18 protein-coding genes and 1 pseudogene are annotated in these 16,637 nt (G+C 60.4%); 18 read left to right on the forward strand and 1 reads right to left on the reverse strand.

Annotation, left to right across the window (positions count from 1 at the left end):
- Window positions 1-16 precede the first annotated feature (16 nt).
- The 8 genes from secY to rplQ all read left to right on the forward strand — a co-directional run bounded on the left by secY (window position 17) and on the right by rplQ (window position 4,690).
- Window positions 17-1,342, forward strand: a complete 1,326-nt coding sequence (secY, locus tag V5B44_RS03660; protein ID WP_332357756.1) for a preprotein translocase subunit SecY — start codon at window positions 17-19, stop codon at window positions 1,340-1,342.
- Between the two features lies 1 nt (window position 1,343).
- Window positions 1,344-1,562, forward strand: coding sequence for a translation initiation factor IF-1 (gene infA, locus V5B44_RS03665; protein ID WP_287635448.1), 219 nt, complete (start codon window positions 1,344-1,346; stop codon window positions 1,560-1,562).
- 79 nt (window positions 1,563-1,641) lie between these two features.
- Window positions 1,642-1,755: a 50S ribosomal protein L36 gene (rpmJ, locus tag V5B44_RS03670; RefSeq protein WP_287635449.1), complete on the forward strand. Its 114-nt coding sequence runs from the start codon at window positions 1,642-1,644 to the stop codon at window positions 1,753-1,755.
- Window positions 1,756-1,832: 77 nt separating this feature from the next.
- A complete protein-coding gene (gene rpsM, locus V5B44_RS03675) occupies window positions 1,833-2,195 on the forward strand; it encodes a 30S ribosomal protein S13 (protein ID WP_332357757.1) in 363 nt (120 codons plus the stop codon).
- Window positions 2,196-2,215: 20 nt separating this feature from the next.
- Window positions 2,216-2,611 carry a 30S ribosomal protein S11 gene (gene rpsK, locus V5B44_RS03680; RefSeq protein ID WP_034895319.1) on the forward strand — a complete coding sequence of 132 codons (396 nt, stop codon included), beginning with the start codon at window positions 2,216-2,218 and terminating at the stop codon, window positions 2,609-2,611.
- A gap of 13 nt (window positions 2,612-2,624) precedes the next feature.
- On the forward strand, window positions 2,625-3,254 hold the full coding sequence (gene rpsD / locus V5B44_RS03685; RefSeq protein WP_332357758.1) for a 30S ribosomal protein S4: 630 nt from the start codon (window positions 2,625-2,627) through the stop codon (window positions 3,252-3,254).
- Window positions 3,255-3,292: 38 nt separating this feature from the next.
- Window positions 3,293-4,267, forward strand: a complete 975-nt coding sequence (locus tag V5B44_RS03690; protein WP_332357759.1) for a DNA-directed RNA polymerase subunit alpha — start codon at window positions 3,293-3,295, stop codon at window positions 4,265-4,267.
- A 30-nt stretch (window positions 4,268-4,297) separates the two neighbouring features.
- Window positions 4,298-4,690 carry a 50S ribosomal protein L17 gene (rplQ, locus tag V5B44_RS03695; RefSeq protein ID WP_332357760.1) on the forward strand — a complete coding sequence of 131 codons (393 nt, stop codon included), beginning with the start codon at window positions 4,298-4,300 and terminating at the stop codon, window positions 4,688-4,690.
- A gap of 201 nt (window positions 4,691-4,891) precedes the next feature.
- Here the strand turns inward: rplQ and V5B44_RS03700 are convergent, their stop codons facing one another.
- On the reverse strand, window positions 4,892-6,721 hold the full coding sequence (locus V5B44_RS03700; RefSeq protein ID WP_332357761.1) for an ABCB family ABC transporter ATP-binding protein/permease: 1,830 nt from the start codon (window positions 6,719-6,721) through the stop codon (window positions 4,892-4,894).
- A 201-nt stretch (window positions 6,722-6,922) separates the two neighbouring features.
- Between V5B44_RS03700 and V5B44_RS03705 the strand changes: the two genes are divergently transcribed.
- From V5B44_RS03705 to V5B44_RS03750, 10 genes and pseudogenes are all read left to right on the forward strand, one after another.
- Window positions 6,923-7,702: a TetR/AcrR family transcriptional regulator gene (locus V5B44_RS03705; protein WP_332357762.1), complete on the forward strand. Its 780-nt coding sequence runs from the start codon at window positions 6,923-6,925 to the stop codon at window positions 7,700-7,702.
- Window positions 7,703-7,731: 29 nt separating this feature from the next.
- Entirely contained in the window at window positions 7,732-10,083 is a 2,352-nt protein-coding gene (locus V5B44_RS03710; protein ID WP_332357763.1) for an acyl-CoA dehydrogenase, read from the forward strand.
- 87 nt (window positions 10,084-10,170) lie between these two features.
- Window positions 10,171-11,487, forward strand: coding sequence for an acetyl-CoA C-acetyltransferase (locus tag V5B44_RS03715; protein ID WP_332357764.1), 1,317 nt, complete (start codon window positions 10,171-10,173; stop codon window positions 11,485-11,487).
- Entirely contained in the window at window positions 11,484-13,418 is a 1,935-nt protein-coding gene (locus V5B44_RS03720) for a 3-hydroxyacyl-CoA dehydrogenase NAD-binding domain-containing protein (RefSeq protein WP_332357765.1), read from the forward strand. Before V5B44_RS03715 ends, V5B44_RS03720 begins: the two co-directional genes overlap by 4 nt.
- Window positions 13,411-13,809 carry an acyl-CoA thioesterase gene (locus V5B44_RS03725; RefSeq protein WP_332357766.1) on the forward strand — a complete coding sequence of 133 codons (399 nt, stop codon included), beginning with the start codon at window positions 13,411-13,413 and terminating at the stop codon, window positions 13,807-13,809. The genes V5B44_RS03720 and V5B44_RS03725 overlap by 8 nt, the downstream gene beginning before the upstream one ends.
- Window positions 13,797-14,081: pseudogene (locus V5B44_RS03730) on the forward strand (ribonuclease E/G); the annotation flags it as partial. The gene V5B44_RS03725 and the pseudogene V5B44_RS03730, both read left to right, overlap by 13 nt.
- Window positions 14,082-14,220: 139 nt before the next feature.
- A complete protein-coding gene (locus V5B44_RS03735; protein WP_332357767.1) occupies window positions 14,221-14,460 on the forward strand; it encodes a CopG family transcriptional regulator in 240 nt (79 codons plus the stop codon).
- Entirely contained in the window at window positions 14,457-14,903 is a 447-nt protein-coding gene (locus V5B44_RS03740; protein WP_332357768.1) for a PIN domain-containing protein, read from the forward strand. Before V5B44_RS03735 ends, V5B44_RS03740 begins: the two co-directional genes overlap by 4 nt.
- Window positions 14,900-15,169, forward strand: coding sequence for a hotdog domain-containing protein (locus V5B44_RS03745; RefSeq protein WP_332357769.1), 270 nt, complete (start codon window positions 14,900-14,902; stop codon window positions 15,167-15,169). The genes V5B44_RS03740 and V5B44_RS03745 overlap by 4 nt, the downstream gene beginning before the upstream one ends.
- A 102-nt stretch (window positions 15,170-15,271) precedes the next feature.
- On the forward strand, window positions 15,272-16,582 hold the full coding sequence (locus tag V5B44_RS03750; RefSeq protein ID WP_332357770.1) for an OmpP1/FadL family transporter: 1,311 nt from the start codon (window positions 15,272-15,274) through the stop codon (window positions 16,580-16,582).
- Window positions 16,583-16,637 lie beyond the last annotated feature (55 nt).

A 16,637-nucleotide genomic window follows, 5' to 3' on the forward strand; every position in this document is an offset into this window, starting at 1 on the left:
GCAGGGGTGATCTTTTTTGGCAACTAGTTCGAGCACGGTTAGCAAGGGTGGAAAGTTTGGCGACCTCAAGCGCCGGCTGTGGTTCCTGCTCGGGGCACTGGTCGTGTACCGGATTGGGGCGCACATTCCCGTGCCAGGCATTGATGCGCAGGCTTTGAGCGAGCTGTTCAAGCAACAGCAGGGCGGCATCCTTGGCATGTTCAACATGTTTTCCGGAGGCGCCTTGTCGCGCTTCACGATTTTCGCGCTCGGAATCATGCCGTACATTTCGGCGTCGATCATCATGCAACTGATGACTCACGCCAGCCCTCAACTCGAGGCGCTGAAGAAGGAGGGCGAAGCCGGGCGCAGGAAAATAACGCAGTACACGCGTTATGGCACCGTCTTTCTGGCGCTGTTTCAGGGGATTGGTATAGCGGTTGCGGTTGAGTCCCAACCCGGGCTGGTGCTCGACCCGGGAATGATGTTCCGCTTCGTGACCGTGACGACGCTGGTTACCGGGACAATGTTCCTGATGTGGCTCGGCGAGCAGGTGACCGAACGGGGCCTGGGCAACGGGATTTCGATCATCATTTTCGCCGGGATCGCAGCCGGCCTGCCGAACGCGATCGGTGGTTTGCTGGAGTTGGTGCGTACGGGTGCCATGCATCCGCTGACGGCAATCGTGATCAGCTTGCTGGTGGTTCTGGTCACCGCCTTCGTGGTGTTTGTCGAACGGGGTCAGCGAAAGATCCTGGTCAACTACGCAAAGCGCCAGGTTGGTAACAAGATTTATGGCGGTCAGAGTTCGCACTTGCCGCTCAAGTTGAACATGGCGGGCGTTATCCCGCCGATCTTTGCCTCGTCGATCATACTTTTTCCAGCGACCGTTGCCGGTTGGTTTGGTTCGGGTGAGTCGGTTCGCTGGCTTAAGGACATTGCTGGTGCCTTGTCTCCGGGGCAGCCGGTCTATGTCATGCTGTACGCGGCGGCGATTATCTTCTTCTGTTTCTTCTACACCGCCTTGGTTTTCAACTCCAAGGAAACGGCAGATAACCTCAAGAAGAGCGGCGCTTTCGTGCCAGGGATAAGGCCAGGGGATCAGACAGCGCGTTACATTGACAAGATACTGATGCGACTCACCCTCGTTGGGGCGGCGTACATCACGATCGTATGCTTGCTGCCCGAGTTCCTGATCCTGAAGTGGAATGTGCCCTTTTATTTTGGCGGTACCTCGCTGCTGATCATCGTGGTGGTTACGATGGATTTCATGACTCAGGTCCAGGCATATGCCATGTCACACCAATACGAGAGTTTGCTGAAGAAAGCCAACTTCAAAGGCTCCGGGATGTCGGCGAAATAGGATGGCAAAGGAAGATTTGATCGAAATGCAGGGAGAGGTTATCGAGAACCTTCCCAATGCCACCTTCAGGGTGAAGCTCGAAAACGGGCATATCGTCCTGGGTTTTATATCAGGCAAGATGCGGATGCACTACATACGCATTCTGCCGGGCGACAAGGTCACGGTTCAACTTACGCCATACGATCTGAGTCGCGCGCGAATCGTCTTCCGCGCGAAGTGAGAAGTTTCTACGCAGTAATCTACGCAATAATTCGGCGAAGGGCTGGCTGCGCCTCGTGCCGGGGAATCAGGAGTGAGTCATGAAAGTGCTGGCATCTGTGAAACGCATCTGCCGGAAGTGCAAGATCATTCGGCGTCATGGCGTCGTCCGTGTGATTTGTTCGGATCAGCGTCACAAACAGCGTCAAGGTTGATCGCTGCGGCTCACTCGGGTGGGTCGCCAGTCGGTTGAAGGTATAATTGCAAGTTTCGATTATTTTGGGGTGAATCGATGGCCCGCATCGCAGGCGTAAACCTCCCGAACCACCAGCATGCCGAGATTGCTCTTACTGCAATCTACGGTATCGGACGTCCGCGCGCACAGAAGATTTGTGATGCTGCTGGGGTTCCACGTTCAACAAAAATGAAGGACCTGACCGAAGCTGAACTGGAGCGCCTGCGCGACCAGATCGGCAGGTTCAGTGTCGAGGGCGATCTGCGTCGCGAAGTGACGATGAGCATCAAGCGGTTGATGGATCTCGGCTGCTATCGTGGCCTTCGTCACCGCAAGGGCCTGCCGTCTCGCGGCCAGCGGACGCGGACTAACGCGCGCACCCGCAAGGGCCCGCGGAAGCCGATCGCCGGCAAGAAGTAATCAGGAGCTAGGACCTTACTATGGCCAAGACCGCCGCAAAAGTTCGCAAGAAAGTCAAGATCAGAAAAAACGTGGCCGAGGGCGTTGCCCATATCCACGCCTCGTTCAACAACACGATCATCACGATCACCGACCGCCAGGGTAATGCCTTGTCGTGGGCGACGTCTGGTGGTGCCGGTTTCAAGGGATCACGCAAGAGCACGCCTTTTGCCGCTCAGGTCGCTGCCGAGGCTGCCGGTAGAGTGGCCGTAGAGTGCGGCGTCAAGAACCTTGAGGTTCGCATCAAGGGTCCTGGACCTGGGCGTGAGTCTTCAGTGCGTGCGCTCAATGCACTAGGCATGAAGATAACAGCAATTACCGATGTAACACCGATCCCGCACAACGGCTGTCGGCCGCCCAAGAGGCGTCGGATTTAAGGAGAAGGAAAAAGTGGCTCGCAATCTCGATCCGAAGTGCCGTCAGTGCCGCCGCGAAGGCGAAAAGTTGTTCCTGAAGGGAGAGAAGTGCTTTACGGATAAGTGTGCTATCGAACGTCGTTCGTATGCCCCCGGTCAGCATGGCCAAAAATCCGGACAGCGGTTGTCGGACTATGGCGTCCACCTCCGGGAAAAGCAAAAGATCCGCCGCATCTACGGCGTTCTTGAAGGCCAGTTTCGCAAGGTCTATAGAGAAGCGGACCGTCGCAAAGGTGTGACCGGCGAAGTTCTCCTGCAGTTGCTGGAGGCTCGTTTGGACAGCGTTTGCTATCGCATGGGCTTTGCCGCGTCACGTTCGGAGTCTCGCCAAGTGGTTCGGCATAATGGCGTACTGGTGAATGGTCGCCGTGTGAACATCCCTTCCTATCAGGTGCGTCCAGGCGACGTCGTCGAAGTGTGTGATAAGGCGAAAGCGCATCTTCGCGTCAAGGCCGCTCTGGCCGCTGCCGAGGCTCGTGGGTTTCCGGAATGGGTCGAAGTTGACGCAAAGGCTGCGAAGGGTACCTATAAAGCGCACCCGGAACGTAGTGAGCTGCCGCCGACGATCAACGAGAGTCTCGTCATCGAACTCTATTCGAAGTAGTCGCGGCGAGTCTTGACGGACTGAGGCAAAGGACATACATGCAAAGCAGTGGACTATTTAAACCGCGCATCATCGATGTGCAGAGCTTGTCGCCGGTGCATGCACGAGTGGTCATGGAGCCGTTTGAACGCGGTTACGGACACACCCTAGGTAATGCTTTGCGCCGAATCCTGCTGTCGTCGATGCCTGGTTATGCACCGACCGAAGTCAGCATCGAAGGCGTACTTCACGAGTACTCGACGATCGACGGTGTTCAGGAGGACGTGGTGGATATCCTCCTCAACCTGAAGGGCGTGGTTTTCAAACTCTACAACCGTGAAGAAGTCGTCCTGCATCTCCGAAAGGAAGGGAAGGGCGTCGTGCGGGCTGCCGACATCGAAGTTTCTCACGATGTCGAGATCATCAATCCGGAGCACGTGATTGCGCACCTGTCGGCTGGTGGCAAGTTGGCCATGGAAATGAAGGTTGAGCGGTCGCGCGGCTACGTTGCAGGCAACCTTCGTGAGTTGAGCGACGGTAGCAAGAACATCGGCAAGCTGGTCCTGGACGCCTCGTTCAGCCCGGTGCGGCGAGTTAGCTATGCGGTCGAGAGTGCCCGTGTCGAACAGCGGACTGACCTTGACAAGCTGATCATGGACATTGAGACCAACGGCGCCATTGAGCCAGAGGAAGCGATCCGGACGGCCGCCCGGATCCTGATGGAGCAGCTGTCCGTCTTCGCCGACCTCGCTGGGACAGCGATGCCTATCGAGTATCAGAAGACGGTGCAGGTTGACCCGTTGCTGCTGCGTCCGGTGGATGACCTGGAGCTGACGGTTCGTTCGGCTAATTGTCTGAAGGCAGAGAATATTTACTACATCGGTGATCTGATTCAGCGCACCGAAAACGAATTGCTCAAAACGCCCAATCTTGGACGAAAGTCGCTTAATGAGATCAAGGAAGTGTTGGCCGCCCGCGGTCTGACACTGGGCATGAAGTTAGAGAACTGGCCTCCGGCCGGACTCGAGAAGTGAGCAGCCGGAAAAGAACAGGAAGGAATTGATATGCGTCACCGTTTGGGTCTTCGCAAACTGAATCGTACCAGCGCCCACCGTCTGGCGATGTTGCGCAATATTACGGTCTCGTTGCTTCGTGAAGAGGTCATCAAGACGACGCTGCCGAAGGCCAAGGAGCTTCGCCGCGTCATCGAGCCGATCATCACGCTCGGCAAGAAGCCGAGTCTCGCCAACCGCCGGCTCGCTTTTGATCGTTTGCGCGATCGGGACATGGTAGTCAAGGTGTTTGACGAACTTGGACCGCGTTACGCAAGCCGCAATGGCGGTTATCTTCGGATCCTGAAGTGTGGCTTCCGCGATGGTGACAATGCGCCGATGGCGTTCGTCGAATTGCTCGACAGGCCTGATTCGCTGGGCGATTCGGCGACGGTAGCAAGCTAGGCCGTCTGGCACTTCAGCCCGACTTGAGAAAACGCCAGGTCACGCCTGGCGTTTTTTTGTCGGCGAACGTGCCGCAGGGAAAGCTGCCTAGCCCCGCGGGGTTTCCCCGCTAGCGGCTGATATCGGCGGTTCACGATGTGCTCTGGCGGGCCATGAGTCGGTCAGGTTGCCTTGTGCAGTTCGTGGGCGAGGCTACTAGGGTCAGCACTGGGAGACGAGCAACGCAGGTGCGTCGCTGGACTCTTCCAGCTGCTGCAGTGCCCACATTTGCGCATACAGACCTGAGGCATCCAGCAGTTTCATGTGGGAGCCGCGTTCGACTATTCGACCAGCATCCATTACCAGGATCTCGTCGGCATTCATGATGGTCGATAGCCGGTGGGCAATGATCAGTGTCGTGCGACCACGTGCCGCGTTATCAAGACTCGCCTGAATGGCCTTCTCGGTTTTCGAGTCGAGTGCCGACGTCGCTTCGTCGAAGATCAGCACCGGTGGGTTCTTCAGCAGTGCCCGGGCAATCGCCACCCTTTGCTTCTCCCCGCCGGAGAGCTTCAGGCCACGCTCGCCGACCCTCGTTTCATAGCCATCGGGGAGCAAGTCGATAAAACTCGAGAGTTGCGCTGCTGCGGCCGCGGCAATCACCTGTTCTCGACTCGCTTCGGGCTGGCCGTAGTGGATGTTGTAGTAGATGGTGTCGTTGAACAGGACCGTGTCCTGCGGAACGATGCCAATTGCGCTCCGCAGGCTCGTTTGCGTCAGATCGCGAAGATCGACACCATTGACTAGAATGTGGCCGGCGCTGACGTCGTAGAAGCGGTACAGAAGGCGCGCCAGGGTGGATTTTCCAGAACCGGATTCGCCAACAACAGCGACCGTCCGTCCGGCAGGAATCGCAAAGTCAATGCGCTGCAGGATTTGCCGGTTTGGTTCATAGGAAAAGTCGACCTCCGAAAACCGGATCTGCACCGCTCCGGCGGCTAGACAAGCAGCGTCGGGAGCGTCGGCAATTTCCCGGTTGACCGCCAGGAGGTCGAACATCCGCTCGATGTCCGCTAGTGCCTGGCGAATCTCGCGGTAAACCACCCCGAGAAAGTTGAGCGGCATGTAAAGCTGAATCAGGAAGGCGTTGACCAGGACCAGGTCGCCGATGGTCATGCTGCCGTCAACCACACCACTTGCCGCTCGCCACATCATGGCCGTGACCCCCAGGGCGATGATGACCTGCTGACCAAGATTGAGCCAGGACAGTGATACCTGGCTGCGGGTCGCCGCGTCTTCCCACTCCTGCATCTGCCGGTCGTAACGCCGCGCTTCGTACTCCTCGTTATTGAAGTACTTGACCGTTTCGTAATTCAGCAGGCTATCGATCGCGCGGGTATTCGCCGCCGAATCCATCTCGTTGAGCTTCCGCCGAATGGCGATCCGCCAGTTGCTGACCTTGATTGTGAACACGACGTAGGTCGCCAGCGAAGCGAGGGTGATAAGGACAAAGGCACTGTCGTAGCGCAGCAGCAGAATGACCAGGACGAGGGTGATTTCGACCAGGGTCGGGAGGATCGAGTAGAGCGTGTAGCTGATCAGACTCGAAATCGATCGGCTGCCACGCTCGATGTCGCGGGAAACCCCGCCGGTCTGTCGTTCGAGATGAAAGCGAAGCGAGAGTTCGTGCAGGTGACGGAAGACCTCGAGGGCGATCCGGCGCACGGCCCGTTGTGTGACGCGCGCGAAAAGAATCTCGCGCAGCTCGGTAAACAGAGAGGTGGAAAAGCGCAGCGCGCCATACAGCAGGAGCAACAGGGCTGGCAAGGTGAGTGCCTGCTGAGTACTGCTCAGGCCGTCGATCATCTCCTTGAAGACTAGGGGCACGGTGACGTTGGCTAGCTTGGCGCTGAACAGACAGGACAAGGCCAGCAGCACACGCCATTTGTATTGCCACAGATAGGGCAGCAACTTGTGCAAGGTGGCCCCGAGGTGGGCGTTGGCAGCGGCGGGGCTGACGGGGGCAGGGTAGGGCGAGGCGGTGCGGCGCATGGGTCGGGCTGTTCAATCGAGTTTCGGATCAGTGGAGTATGCCCTGTTGTCGAGGCCGGTCTCAAGGCAGATGCAGAAAGTTGAAAAAATCCTTGCATTCACGGTGCTGTGGGCCTAATATTAAAACGAACGTTTGAACGAAATGGTTCGGCAGAGTCATCAGAGTTCTCCCGCATCCGTCTTAACTGGATCATCTGTCCAATGTCCGATCAGAAAAATGGCAGCGATACCCGCGAACGCATCCTTGACGTGGCCGAACGTCTGTTCATGGAGAACGGCTATGAGGCGACGTCGATGCGGACCATCACGAGTGCAGCAGAGGTCAATCTGGCGGCGGTGAATTACCACTTCGGGTCGAAAGAGGCTTTACTGCGCGAGGTCTTCCGGCGTCGCCTTGCCTGGCTCAACCACGAGCGTTTGCAGGCACTGGACAAGCTTGAAGAGCAGGCGGCCGGGGCGCCGCTCAAGCCGTCGCAAATCCTAGAAGCCTTTTTCGGCACCCTGTTGCGCATGGGTGAGAATCCGGCCCTGGGTGGGATGGTCTTTCTGCGCCTGCTTGGCCGCACCTTGACCGAGCCCGCCGAGTTCATCCGGACCTTTTTCGCCGGCGAGTATGCCGAGGTAATCGATCGTTACAAACTGGCGCTGTTCAGTGCCTTGCCCGACGTACCGAAGGCGGAGATTGTCTGGCGCCTGCATTTCATGCTTGGCGCCATGTCCTACGCCATTGCCGGCACCGATGTGCTGCAGGTCGTCACCGGTTGCGAGGTGGGCGATCTGGCTGGCGAGGAGGTAACCGATGAGACGGACGACACGGTGCTGGCGAGACGGCTGGCGCAGCGGCTGATGCCTTTCCTGCTCGGCGGTCTGCGGGCACCGCTGCCGCAGTTCGATGACGTCCAGAGAACAAAAAAAGAGCCGTTGCCGAAGACGGCCCGAGATACTCGGGAGAAGACCCCCGACCAAGACCCTAGACCCTAGACCCTAGACCAGCAATAGGAGAAGCAGCAATGATCACAACGATCGTATTGATAGTCATCGGTGTCATACTGATGAGTCTCGCCTTGTTGTTCGGCGTTCGTCCCTTGCGACGAGCGCTGGTCAGCCGGCCAGTTTTCCGTACCTATAAGCGGATTCTGCCGCAGATGTCCGAAACCGAGCGCGTCGCGCTCGAAGCAGGGACTGTGTGGTGGGATGGCGAGCTGTTCCGCGGTAATCCCGACTGGAACAAGCTGCTCGCCTATCCGGTGCCGAAACTGACCGCCGAAGAGCAGTCCTTCATGGACAACGAGGTCGAGCAGGCCTGTGCCTTGGTTGATGACTGGCAGGTGACGAGCGAGTTGAATGACCTGCCGGCGGAGGCATGGCAGTACATCAAGGACAAAGGCTTCCTCGGCATGATCATTCCGAAGAAGTATGGTGGTCTGCAGTTCTCGGCCTATGCGCACTCGCAGATTGTCACCAAACTGTCGACGCGCTGCTCGGCATTGTCGGTGTCGGTGATGGTGCCAAACTCACTCGGCCCGGCCGAGCTGCTGTTGCACTACGGCACCGAAGCACAGAAAAACCATTATCTGCCCCGGCTGGCGAAGGGGATCGAGATTCCAGCCTTCGCGCTGACCAGCCCGTGGGCGGGTTCCGACGCCGGGTCGATCCCGGACGTCGGCATCGTCTGCAAGGGCATTTGGCAAGGCAAGGAAGTGCTGGGGATGCGGGTGACCTGGGACAAGCGTTACATCACGCTCGGCCCGGTCTGCACCATCCTGGGCCTGGCTTTCCACTTGTACGACCCGGATGGCCTGCTCGGCGGCAAAAAGCACGTCGGAATCACCTGTGCGTTGGTACCGCGCGATACCCCCGGTGCCGAGATCGGCCGCCGCCATTTTCCGTTGAACGCCATGTTCATGAATGGCCCGACGCGTGGCAAGGATGTCTTTATGCCGCTCGATTACGTGATTGGTGGGCCGGCAATGGTTGGCCAGGGTTGGCGCATGCTGATGGAGTGTCTGGCGGCGGGCCGCTCGATCTCGCTGCCGTCGTCGAACACCGGTATGGCTCAGCTGACGGCGCGCAGCGTCGGTGCCTATGCGCGTGTGCGCAGCCAGTTCAAGATGTCGATCGGGCGTTTCGAGGGTGTCGAGGAACCGCTGACCCGGATCGGTGCCTACACTTACATGATGGACGCCGTGCGCAAGATGACGGCGGGTGCCATTGACCTCGGCGAAAAGCCGTCGGTGGTCTCGGCGATCGCCAAATACCATGTGACCGAGCGTGCCCGCCAGGTGGTCAATGACGGCATGGACATAGTTGGCGGCAAGGGTATCTGTCTTGGCCCCTCGAACTTTATTGGCCGGGCCTATCAGCAGATCCCGATTGGCATCACCGTGGAAGGGGCCAACATCCTGACGCGCAGCATGATTCTCTTTGGCCAGGGTGCCATTCGCTGTCACCCCTATGTGCTGAAGGAGATGAAAGCGGCGTTCAATCCGGATGGCGAGCAGGGGCTGCGCGACTTCGACCAGGCCTTGTTCGGGCACCTCGTATTCACCATCAGGCACGCCTTCGGTGCGCTGGGCAAGGGCCTGACCGGATCGCATTTCGTCTCAGTGCCGGCCAATGTCGCCCCGGAAACCCGACGCTACTACCAGCAGCTGACACGTTTCTCGTCCGCTTTCGCTTTCCTTGCCGATATTTCCATGCTGGTTCTCGGCGGTGAACTGAAGCGTCGCGAGAAACTCTCGGCGCGACTGGGCGACATTCTGTCGATGCTTTACCTTTGCTCGGCCACGCTCAAGCGCTACGAGTCGGAAGGTCGCCAGCAGGCCGATGCGCCGTTGATGCACTGGGCAATGTGGGACGCAATGTACAAGGCGCAGATGGCTTTCGACGGGGCCATTGCCAATTTCCCGGTACGCTGGATTGGGCGCATGCTCTACCGGCTCGTTTTTCCGCTCGGTCATCCCTACGACGTGCCTTCGGACCGGATTGGTCACCAGGTGGCAAAACTGCTGATCGAGCCGTCGGCAGCCCGCGACCGCCTGACTGCCGAAGCCTATCTGCCCAAGGTCGAGAGCGAAGCGGTCGGCGCCCTGGAACTGGCGCTTGCGGCAACCATCGAAGCCGAACCGATCGAAGCCAAGATTCGCGCCGCCGAAAAGAGCGGTGTACTGGCGGACAATCCCGACGCCAATGTCCGCGATCTGGCACACGCGGCCTTTGCTGCCGGTATCGTGACCCCGGCAGAGTATGCGGTGCTCAAGCGGCGCAACGAACTGCGCGACATCGTCATTCGGGTCGACGATTTCCCGCATGACCTTGGCCGCACGCGGCAGCAGCCCATGCTGCACAAAGCCGCAGCGTAGCTGGCCATTTCCCGCAAACCGGAGGCACGGAGCGACTGGACCGTGCCTCTTCTTGTACCGGGTGCCAGCATGAGAAAAGGAGATCAAGTGGGATTTCAGCCGGTTTACGTCGTGGATGGCGCCCGCACGCCATTCCTCAAGGGACGCAACGCGCCAGGGCCATTTCCGGCGAGTGATCTGGCGGTGCAGGCCGGGCGAGCGCTGCTCATTCGCCAGCCGTTCGCGCCGACCCAGCTAGACGAAGTGATTCTCGGCTGCGCCAGCCCCTCGGCCGACGAGGTAAATATTGCTCGGGTCGTGGCTCTTCGTCTCGGTTGCGGCCACCGGATGCCGGCATGGACGGTGATGCGAAACTGTGCCAGCGGGATGCAGGCGATCGATTCGGCAATCGCCAACATCCAGAACGGACGCTCGCAGCTGGTGCTCGCCGGCGGCGTCGATGCCCTGTCGCATGCCCCACTGCTCTACAACGAAGCGATGGTGCGCTGGTTTGGACAGATGATGCAGGCCAGGACAATGGCGCAGAAGCTGGCCATGTTCGCCCGTCTACGCCCGTCACAGCTGCTGTCGCCGGTGATCGGCATCCTCAAGGGGCTGACTGACCCCGTGATTGGCCTGCTGATGGGGCAGACCGCCGAGAACCTCGCCTGGCGCTTCGGCATCTCACGTCAGCAGATGGACGAATACAGTGTGCGCAGCCACCAGCGCGCGGTGGCAGCCCGCACCGCCGGGCGTCTCGGCGAGATCGTTCCCGTGGTCGATGCCAGGGGCAAGGTCCATGCAGAGGACGACGGCGTCCGTGCCGATTCGAGCCTGGCCGGTCTTGGCAAGCTCAAGCCCTTCTTCGACCGCAAGTACGGCCGGGTGACCCCGGGCAACAGCTCGCAGATCACCGACGGCGCGGCGTGGCTGATCCTGGCCTCCGAGGCCGCGGTCGACCAGTGGCAACTGGAGCCGCTCGGCCGGATCATCGACAGCCAGTGGGCCGGCCTTGACCCAGCGCAGATGGGACTCGGACCGGTGCATGCGGCGACGCCGATCCTGCAGCGGCATCGGCTCAGCCTCGACGACATCGACCTGTGGGAAATCAACGAAGCCTTCGCCGCGCAGGTGCTTGGCTGTCTCGCCGCCTGGGAATCGGACGAGTACTGCCGAGAGCAGCTCGGCTTGCCGGGGGCGCTGGGTGCACTGTCCCACGATCGTCTCAACGTGGACGGCAGCGCGATTGCGGTTGGCCACCCGGTCGGAGCGTCCGGAGCACGCATCGTCCTGCACCTGCTGCAGGCGCTGCGTGCGGCCAAGGCAACGCGCGGCATCGCCGCAATCTGCATTGGCGGTGGTCAGGGCGGCGCCATGCTCGTTGAAACGATGAGCCGAGAACCGGCAAGACGGGGAAATCAATGAACATCAATGGCAACAACGGTGGCCAACAGCACTGGCAGCTCGAGGTCGATGCCCAGGGTGTGGCCTGGGCGACGCTGAACAAGGCTGGCGAGTCGACCAACTCCCTTTCCTCTTTAGTAATGGACGAACTCTCACAGCTGCTCGATCAACTCGACCGCAGCCCGCCGAAGGGGTTGATCTTCCGCTCCGGGAAAGCGGCGGGCTTCATCGCTGGCGCTGATATCCAGGAGTTCACCCGGCTCGATACGCCGCAGAAAGGGATTGAACTCGTGTCGCGCGGCTGGCAGCTGTTCAATCGTCTGGCCGGGGTTTCGTATCCGACGCTGGCGCTGGTGCGTGGTCACTGCCTTGGTGGCGGGCTCGAGCTGGCGCTCGCCTGCCGTTACCTGCTGGCCGTTGACGAGCCGTCAACCCGGATGGGCCTGCCGGAGGTCATGCTGGGCATCGTCCCCGGCTGGGGTGGCATGTTGCGCTTGCCCGAGCGCATCGGTCCGCAGGCCGCGCTGGACATGATGCTGACCGGCAAGACGATCGATGCCAGCAAGGCCAGACGCCTCGGCCTCGCCGACGACTGCGTGCCGCCGCGGGTGATGGACAGCGCCGCGGCATTGCTGGTGCTTGCCAATCAGCCGCGCCGGCGTCTCCCCTTGCTGCAGCGCCTGCTCAACGGTCACCTCAAGGCTCTGGTGGCCAGCGGCGCCAGGAAGCAGGTCGCCCGGCGCGCGCGTCGCGAGCACTATCCGGCGCCCTACGCGATCATCGACATCTGGGCTCGCCACCAGGGCAATGCGCTGGCCGCTCCCGAACTGATCGACAGCATCGTCCGGTCGCCGACCGCGCGCAATCTGGTCCGCGTGTTTTTTCTGCAGGAGCGCCTCAAGAGTTTCGGCAAGGCGAGTACCTTCGAAGCCAAACGCGTGCATGTCGTTGGCGCCGGCGTCATGGGCGGCGACATCGCCGCCTGGTGTGCACTGCGCGGGCTGACCGTCACCCTGCAGGATCAGGGGATGGAGCGAATCGCGCCCGCCCTCCAGAGAGCGTACGCCGCCTGGCGTCGGCGGGTCAGGGATGATCGCGAACTACGCAACATCATGGATCGCCTGATTCCCGATCCCGAAGGGCACGGTGCACGCCAGGCCGACGTGGTGATCGAGGCCATCTTCGAGGACACCGGGGCCAAGCAGGCCCTGCTCCAGGAGCTTGAAGCGCGCATCCGGCCGGACGCAGTGCTGGCGACCAATACCTCGAGCCTGCGCATCGAGGACTTGCGGACCGTGCTGACGAGGCCGGAACGGCTGATCGGAATCCATTTCTTTAACCCGGTGGCTAAGATGCCGCTGGTCGAAGTCGTTGCCGCCGAAGGTGCCGACCCCGAAGTGCTTCAGCGCGGCACCGCTTTTGTCAGGCAGATCGACCGCCTGCCGTTGCCAGTCAAGAGCGCGCCCGGCTTCCTGGTTAACGCCGTTCTTGGGCCCTATATGCTCGAAGCGATGCGTGCGGTCGACGAGGGCCTGGAGCCGGAGACCGTGGACGAAGCGATGCTTGCCTTCGGAATGCCGATGGGCCCGATCGAACTGGTCGACATGGTCGGGCTTGACGTCGCGATGGCCGCCGGCAGGAGCCTCGCCGGGGCCGGTGCCGAGCCACCCAAGTGCCTGCTTGAGCGTTTCAAGGCGGGTCACCTCGGCAAGAAGACCGGCCGGGGCTTTTACGAGTACCGCAGTGGCCGGCCGGCCAAGGACGCAGCGGGGTCGGTGCCGGCGGGTCTGGCCGCGCGCCTGGTCAAGCCGCTGCTCGATCGCACGCAGCAGCTGGTCACTGACGGGATCGTTGCCGACGCCGACCTGGCCGACGCCGGAGTCATTTTCGGTACCGGCTTCGCGCCGTTTACCGGCGGACCGCTCAATTTCCTGCGGAGTCAGCATGGTTGACATCGTCAGCACTTTGCCGAGCAGACAACCGACCCTGCGCGTCATGCCGATGCCCTCCGAAGTCAACCCGCAGGGTGACGTCTTCGGCGGCTGGATCATGGCGCAGGCGGACGTGGCCGGAGCGATTCCCGCGATGCACCGGGCACGTGGCCGGGTGACCACCGTGGCCGTGAATTCCTTCCTCTTCAAGCAGCCGGTGTCGGTCGGCGACGTCGTCAGTTTTTTTGCCGAAGTGGTCAGCATCGGCCGCACTTCGATCACCGTCAGGGTTGAGGTCTATGCCGAACGTCACCCGGCGCAGCCGATCGTCGTCAAGGTCACCGAAGCGGTACTCACTTATGTCGCAATCAACCAACACGGTGAGAAGCGGGAACTGCCAGACGCTCGTTAAGCCGGCATCACCTGCGGTGCGAACCGTGCCCCGCCTGCCATGGCAAGGGCTGTGTGAAGTCGGCGTGCAGCGTTTGCCACGACATCCTGTGCGAGGCGCGCCAGTTCAACGTTGAGGAATTCCGCATCATCGCGTCGGCCACCGTGGTGGACATGCTGCTCGACGCAGAGGGCCAGCACCTTGCCGACGTATCGGAGTCCATCGGCAACCCGATCTCGCTGCAGGCCAACCCGGTAGGGTCGCCGGAGCAGCACGACATTGTCCTGATGTGAGGTTTGCCGAGGCGCTGGCATTGAAAGAATTGGGTGCAAATGGGTCTCAGATTGGGTCGCTGCACTCAAAAGCGATTTTCCCTCACGAGTCCCTTGATGCATTAACATATTGGTGTCAAAGCACCAATGTGAGGCTGGCATGAGCCGCCTGACCATCACCCTGTCCGAAGCCCGCTACCGCGCGCTCAAAGAAGCATCCGTGCAGCGGGACAAGACCATCGGGCAACTGATCGACGAGAGCCTGGACTTCTACGGTATCAAGTCGCGTGCGGACGCGCGCGACCTTGTGCGGCGCGCGCGAGAACACAGCACGCTTACCGAAGACCAGGCGGTGGCGGTGGCCGAGGAGCAAGTTCGGGCCGTGCGCCGCAAGTCGTGAGCCGCCAGGCAGTCATCGTCGACACGAACGTCGTCGTGGCCGGCCTGCTGACGGCGCACGCAGCGTGGCCCGTCGCCCGCATCCTCGACGGCATGCTCGCCGCTGCGTTTCCCTTTGTCGTGTCCGAGGCCCTGCTGGCCGAGTACCGCATGGTGCTTCTGCGGCCGGATCTGCGCCAGCTGCATGGGCTGGCGGTTGCCGAAGTGGAAACCATCTTGACCGACATGGCTCAGCACGCGATCGAGCTGGCCCCCGTCGCCGCCCCGCCTGCTCCCGATCCTGGTGATCAATTGCTGTGGGATCTGCTCACCGCGAGGGCTGACTTAGCTCTTGTTACGGGCGACAAGCTGCTGCGCAAGGATCCGGGCATGCACCGGCGGGTGATTTCGCCGCGCGAGTTGGTGGCTGTCGTGTGGCCAACCCTGAGGCAGAACCTACCATGATCGTCGACGCTCAGCGCTCGCCGGCAGCGCGCAACGTCGTGCGGGTCTTCTTCATGCGCTTCAGGCAGCCGGTGTCGGTCGGCGACGTCGTCAGTTTTTTTGCCGAAGTGGTCAGCATCGGCCGCACTTTGATCACCGTCAGGGTCGAGGTCTATGCCGAACGTCACCCGGCGCAGCCGATCGTCGCCAATGTCACCGAAGCAGTGCTCATCGATGTTGCAGTAAACCAACATGGGGACAAGAGAGAGCTGCCACGTGCCGAATAAGTGAGGATTTTTCTGGACAATCGTCTTAGCATGAAGCTTCAGATTGCTATTGGCGCGTGGCGAAAAAACCACGCCCAGATCACATCCAGAGGGGAGTTCAACATGTCGCACAAGATATCGATGAAGATGATTCCGGCACTTTTGCTGGCGGCCTTGTCAGGTACAGCGGGTGCCTCCGGTTTTCAGCTGCTTGAGCAGGGCAGCGGCCTGGGCAATGCCTACGCCGGTTCCGCGGCGAAGGCAAACGATGCCAGTACGATTTTCTGGAACCCGGCGGGAATGACTCAATTGCAGGCGCGTGAAGTCTCCGGTGGTTTGACGGCGGTGAGGCCCAGCTTCAAGTTCGACAACAACGGTTCACAGGTTGGTGGTTTCAATACGGCCGGTGATGGCGGTGACGCCGGTAGCTGGGCTTTTGTTCCGAATGCCTATATCTCGTGGGCTCTCAACAAGGATCTCTACGTTGGCTTGGGAATTGGCGCACCTTTTGGCAACGCAACCAAGTACGACAAGCCGTGGATCGGCAGTGCGCAGTCCGACGAGTTCGACATCAAGACGATGAATATCAACCCGTCGATGGCCTATCGGGTCAACGATATGGTTTCGCTCGGCGCCGGCGTGAGCTGGCAGAAGATCGAGGCAGACTATTATCGCCAAGTGGGAATATTGGGTAACCTGCCTCGTGTGGAGTCGCATATGAGCATCAGTGACGACGCCTGGGGCTGGAACCTTGGCGCGTTATTCACGCTCTCGCCGACGACCAAGGTGGGGGTATCCTATCGCTCGACCATCCAGTATCACACTGACGGCAAGGTCAAGCTGAGCGGTGATGGCACCGCGGCGGGCAATGCAACCGCAAATGCCCTGCGCGCTGCCGGTGGCCAGAGCGACGTGAAAGCGGATCTCGAGGTGCCGGATACCTTCATCGTCAGCGTGACGCAGAAGCTCAGCGATCGCTGGGAGATGCTGGGAGACATTTCGTGGACCGGTTGGAGTTCGATCAAGAACGTCGACATCATCCGCACTTCTGGGCCGCTCACTGGCGGGACGGCACAGGTCCTGGAGGCAGATTTTCAGGATACCTACCGCGTGGCCCTGGGGGCGAACTACGCTTATTCGGACGCACTCAAGTTCATGTTCGGCTTGGCCTACGATCAGACGCCAGTCAAGAAGGCGTCCACCCGTCTGACTTCCTTGCCTGATAACGATCGGACCTGGTTTACCTTCGGTGCCCAATGGAAGCCGGCCAGGGAACAGACACTTGAGCTCGGTGCCGCTTACCTGTACATCCCCAAGACCAAGATCAACCAGGACGAGACCAGCTTGAATCCGCTCACGAATCGTGGGTGGGTAATTGGCGACTACAACTCCAGCGTCTGGATTCTCGGCGCCCAGTACTCGCTGGCTTTCTAGTCGCGCCAGGCAGATCGGCAAAAAGGCCCCGGATTCCGGGGCTTTTTTTTGGCCA

The sequence above is a fragment of the Candidatus Accumulibacter necessarius genome, from assembly GCF_036625085.1.

What these genes read in the sequence shown, in the direction of transcription:
- V5B44_RS03710 (WP_332357763.1), top strand. Translation starts at nt 7,732, where the DNA reads ATGATCACAACGATCGTATTGATAGTCATCGGTGTCATACTGATGAGT.
- rpsK (WP_034895319.1), top strand. Translation starts at nt 2,216, where the DNA reads ATGGCCAAGACCGCCGCAAAAGTTCGCAAGAAAGTCAAGATCAGAAAA.
- V5B44_RS03720 (WP_332357765.1), top strand. Translation starts at nt 11,484, where the DNA reads ATGAACATCAATGGCAACAACGGTGGCCAACAGCACTGGCAGCTCGAG.
- V5B44_RS03690 (WP_332357759.1), top strand. Translation starts at nt 3,293, where the DNA reads ATGCAAAGCAGTGGACTATTTAAACCGCGCATCATCGATGTGCAGAGC.
- V5B44_RS03735 (WP_332357767.1), top strand. Translation starts at nt 14,221, where the DNA reads ATGAGCCGCCTGACCATCACCCTGTCCGAAGCCCGCTACCGCGCGCTC.
- infA (WP_287635448.1), top strand. Translation starts at nt 1,344, where the DNA reads ATGGCAAAGGAAGATTTGATCGAAATGCAGGGAGAGGTTATCGAGAAC.
- V5B44_RS03745 (WP_332357769.1), top strand. Translation starts at nt 14,900, where the DNA reads ATGATCGTCGACGCTCAGCGCTCGCCGGCAGCGCGCAACGTCGTGCGG.
- V5B44_RS03750 (WP_332357770.1), top strand. Translation starts at nt 15,272, where the DNA reads ATGTCGCACAAGATATCGATGAAGATGATTCCGGCACTTTTGCTGGCG.
- rplQ (WP_332357760.1), top strand. Translation starts at nt 4,298, where the DNA reads ATGCGTCACCGTTTGGGTCTTCGCAAACTGAATCGTACCAGCGCCCAC.
- V5B44_RS03725 (WP_332357766.1), top strand. Translation starts at nt 13,411, where the DNA reads ATGGTTGACATCGTCAGCACTTTGCCGAGCAGACAACCGACCCTGCGC.
- V5B44_RS03705 (WP_332357762.1), top strand. Translation starts at nt 6,923, where the DNA reads ATGTCCGATCAGAAAAATGGCAGCGATACCCGCGAACGCATCCTTGAC.
- rpmJ (WP_287635449.1), top strand. Translation starts at nt 1,642, where the DNA reads ATGAAAGTGCTGGCATCTGTGAAACGCATCTGCCGGAAGTGCAAGATC.
- rpsM (WP_332357757.1), top strand. Translation starts at nt 1,833, where the DNA reads ATGGCCCGCATCGCAGGCGTAAACCTCCCGAACCACCAGCATGCCGAG.
- V5B44_RS03700 (WP_332357761.1), bottom strand. Translation starts at nt 6,721, where the DNA reads ATGCGCCGCACCGCCTCGCCCTACCCTGCCCCCGTCAGCCCCGCCGCT.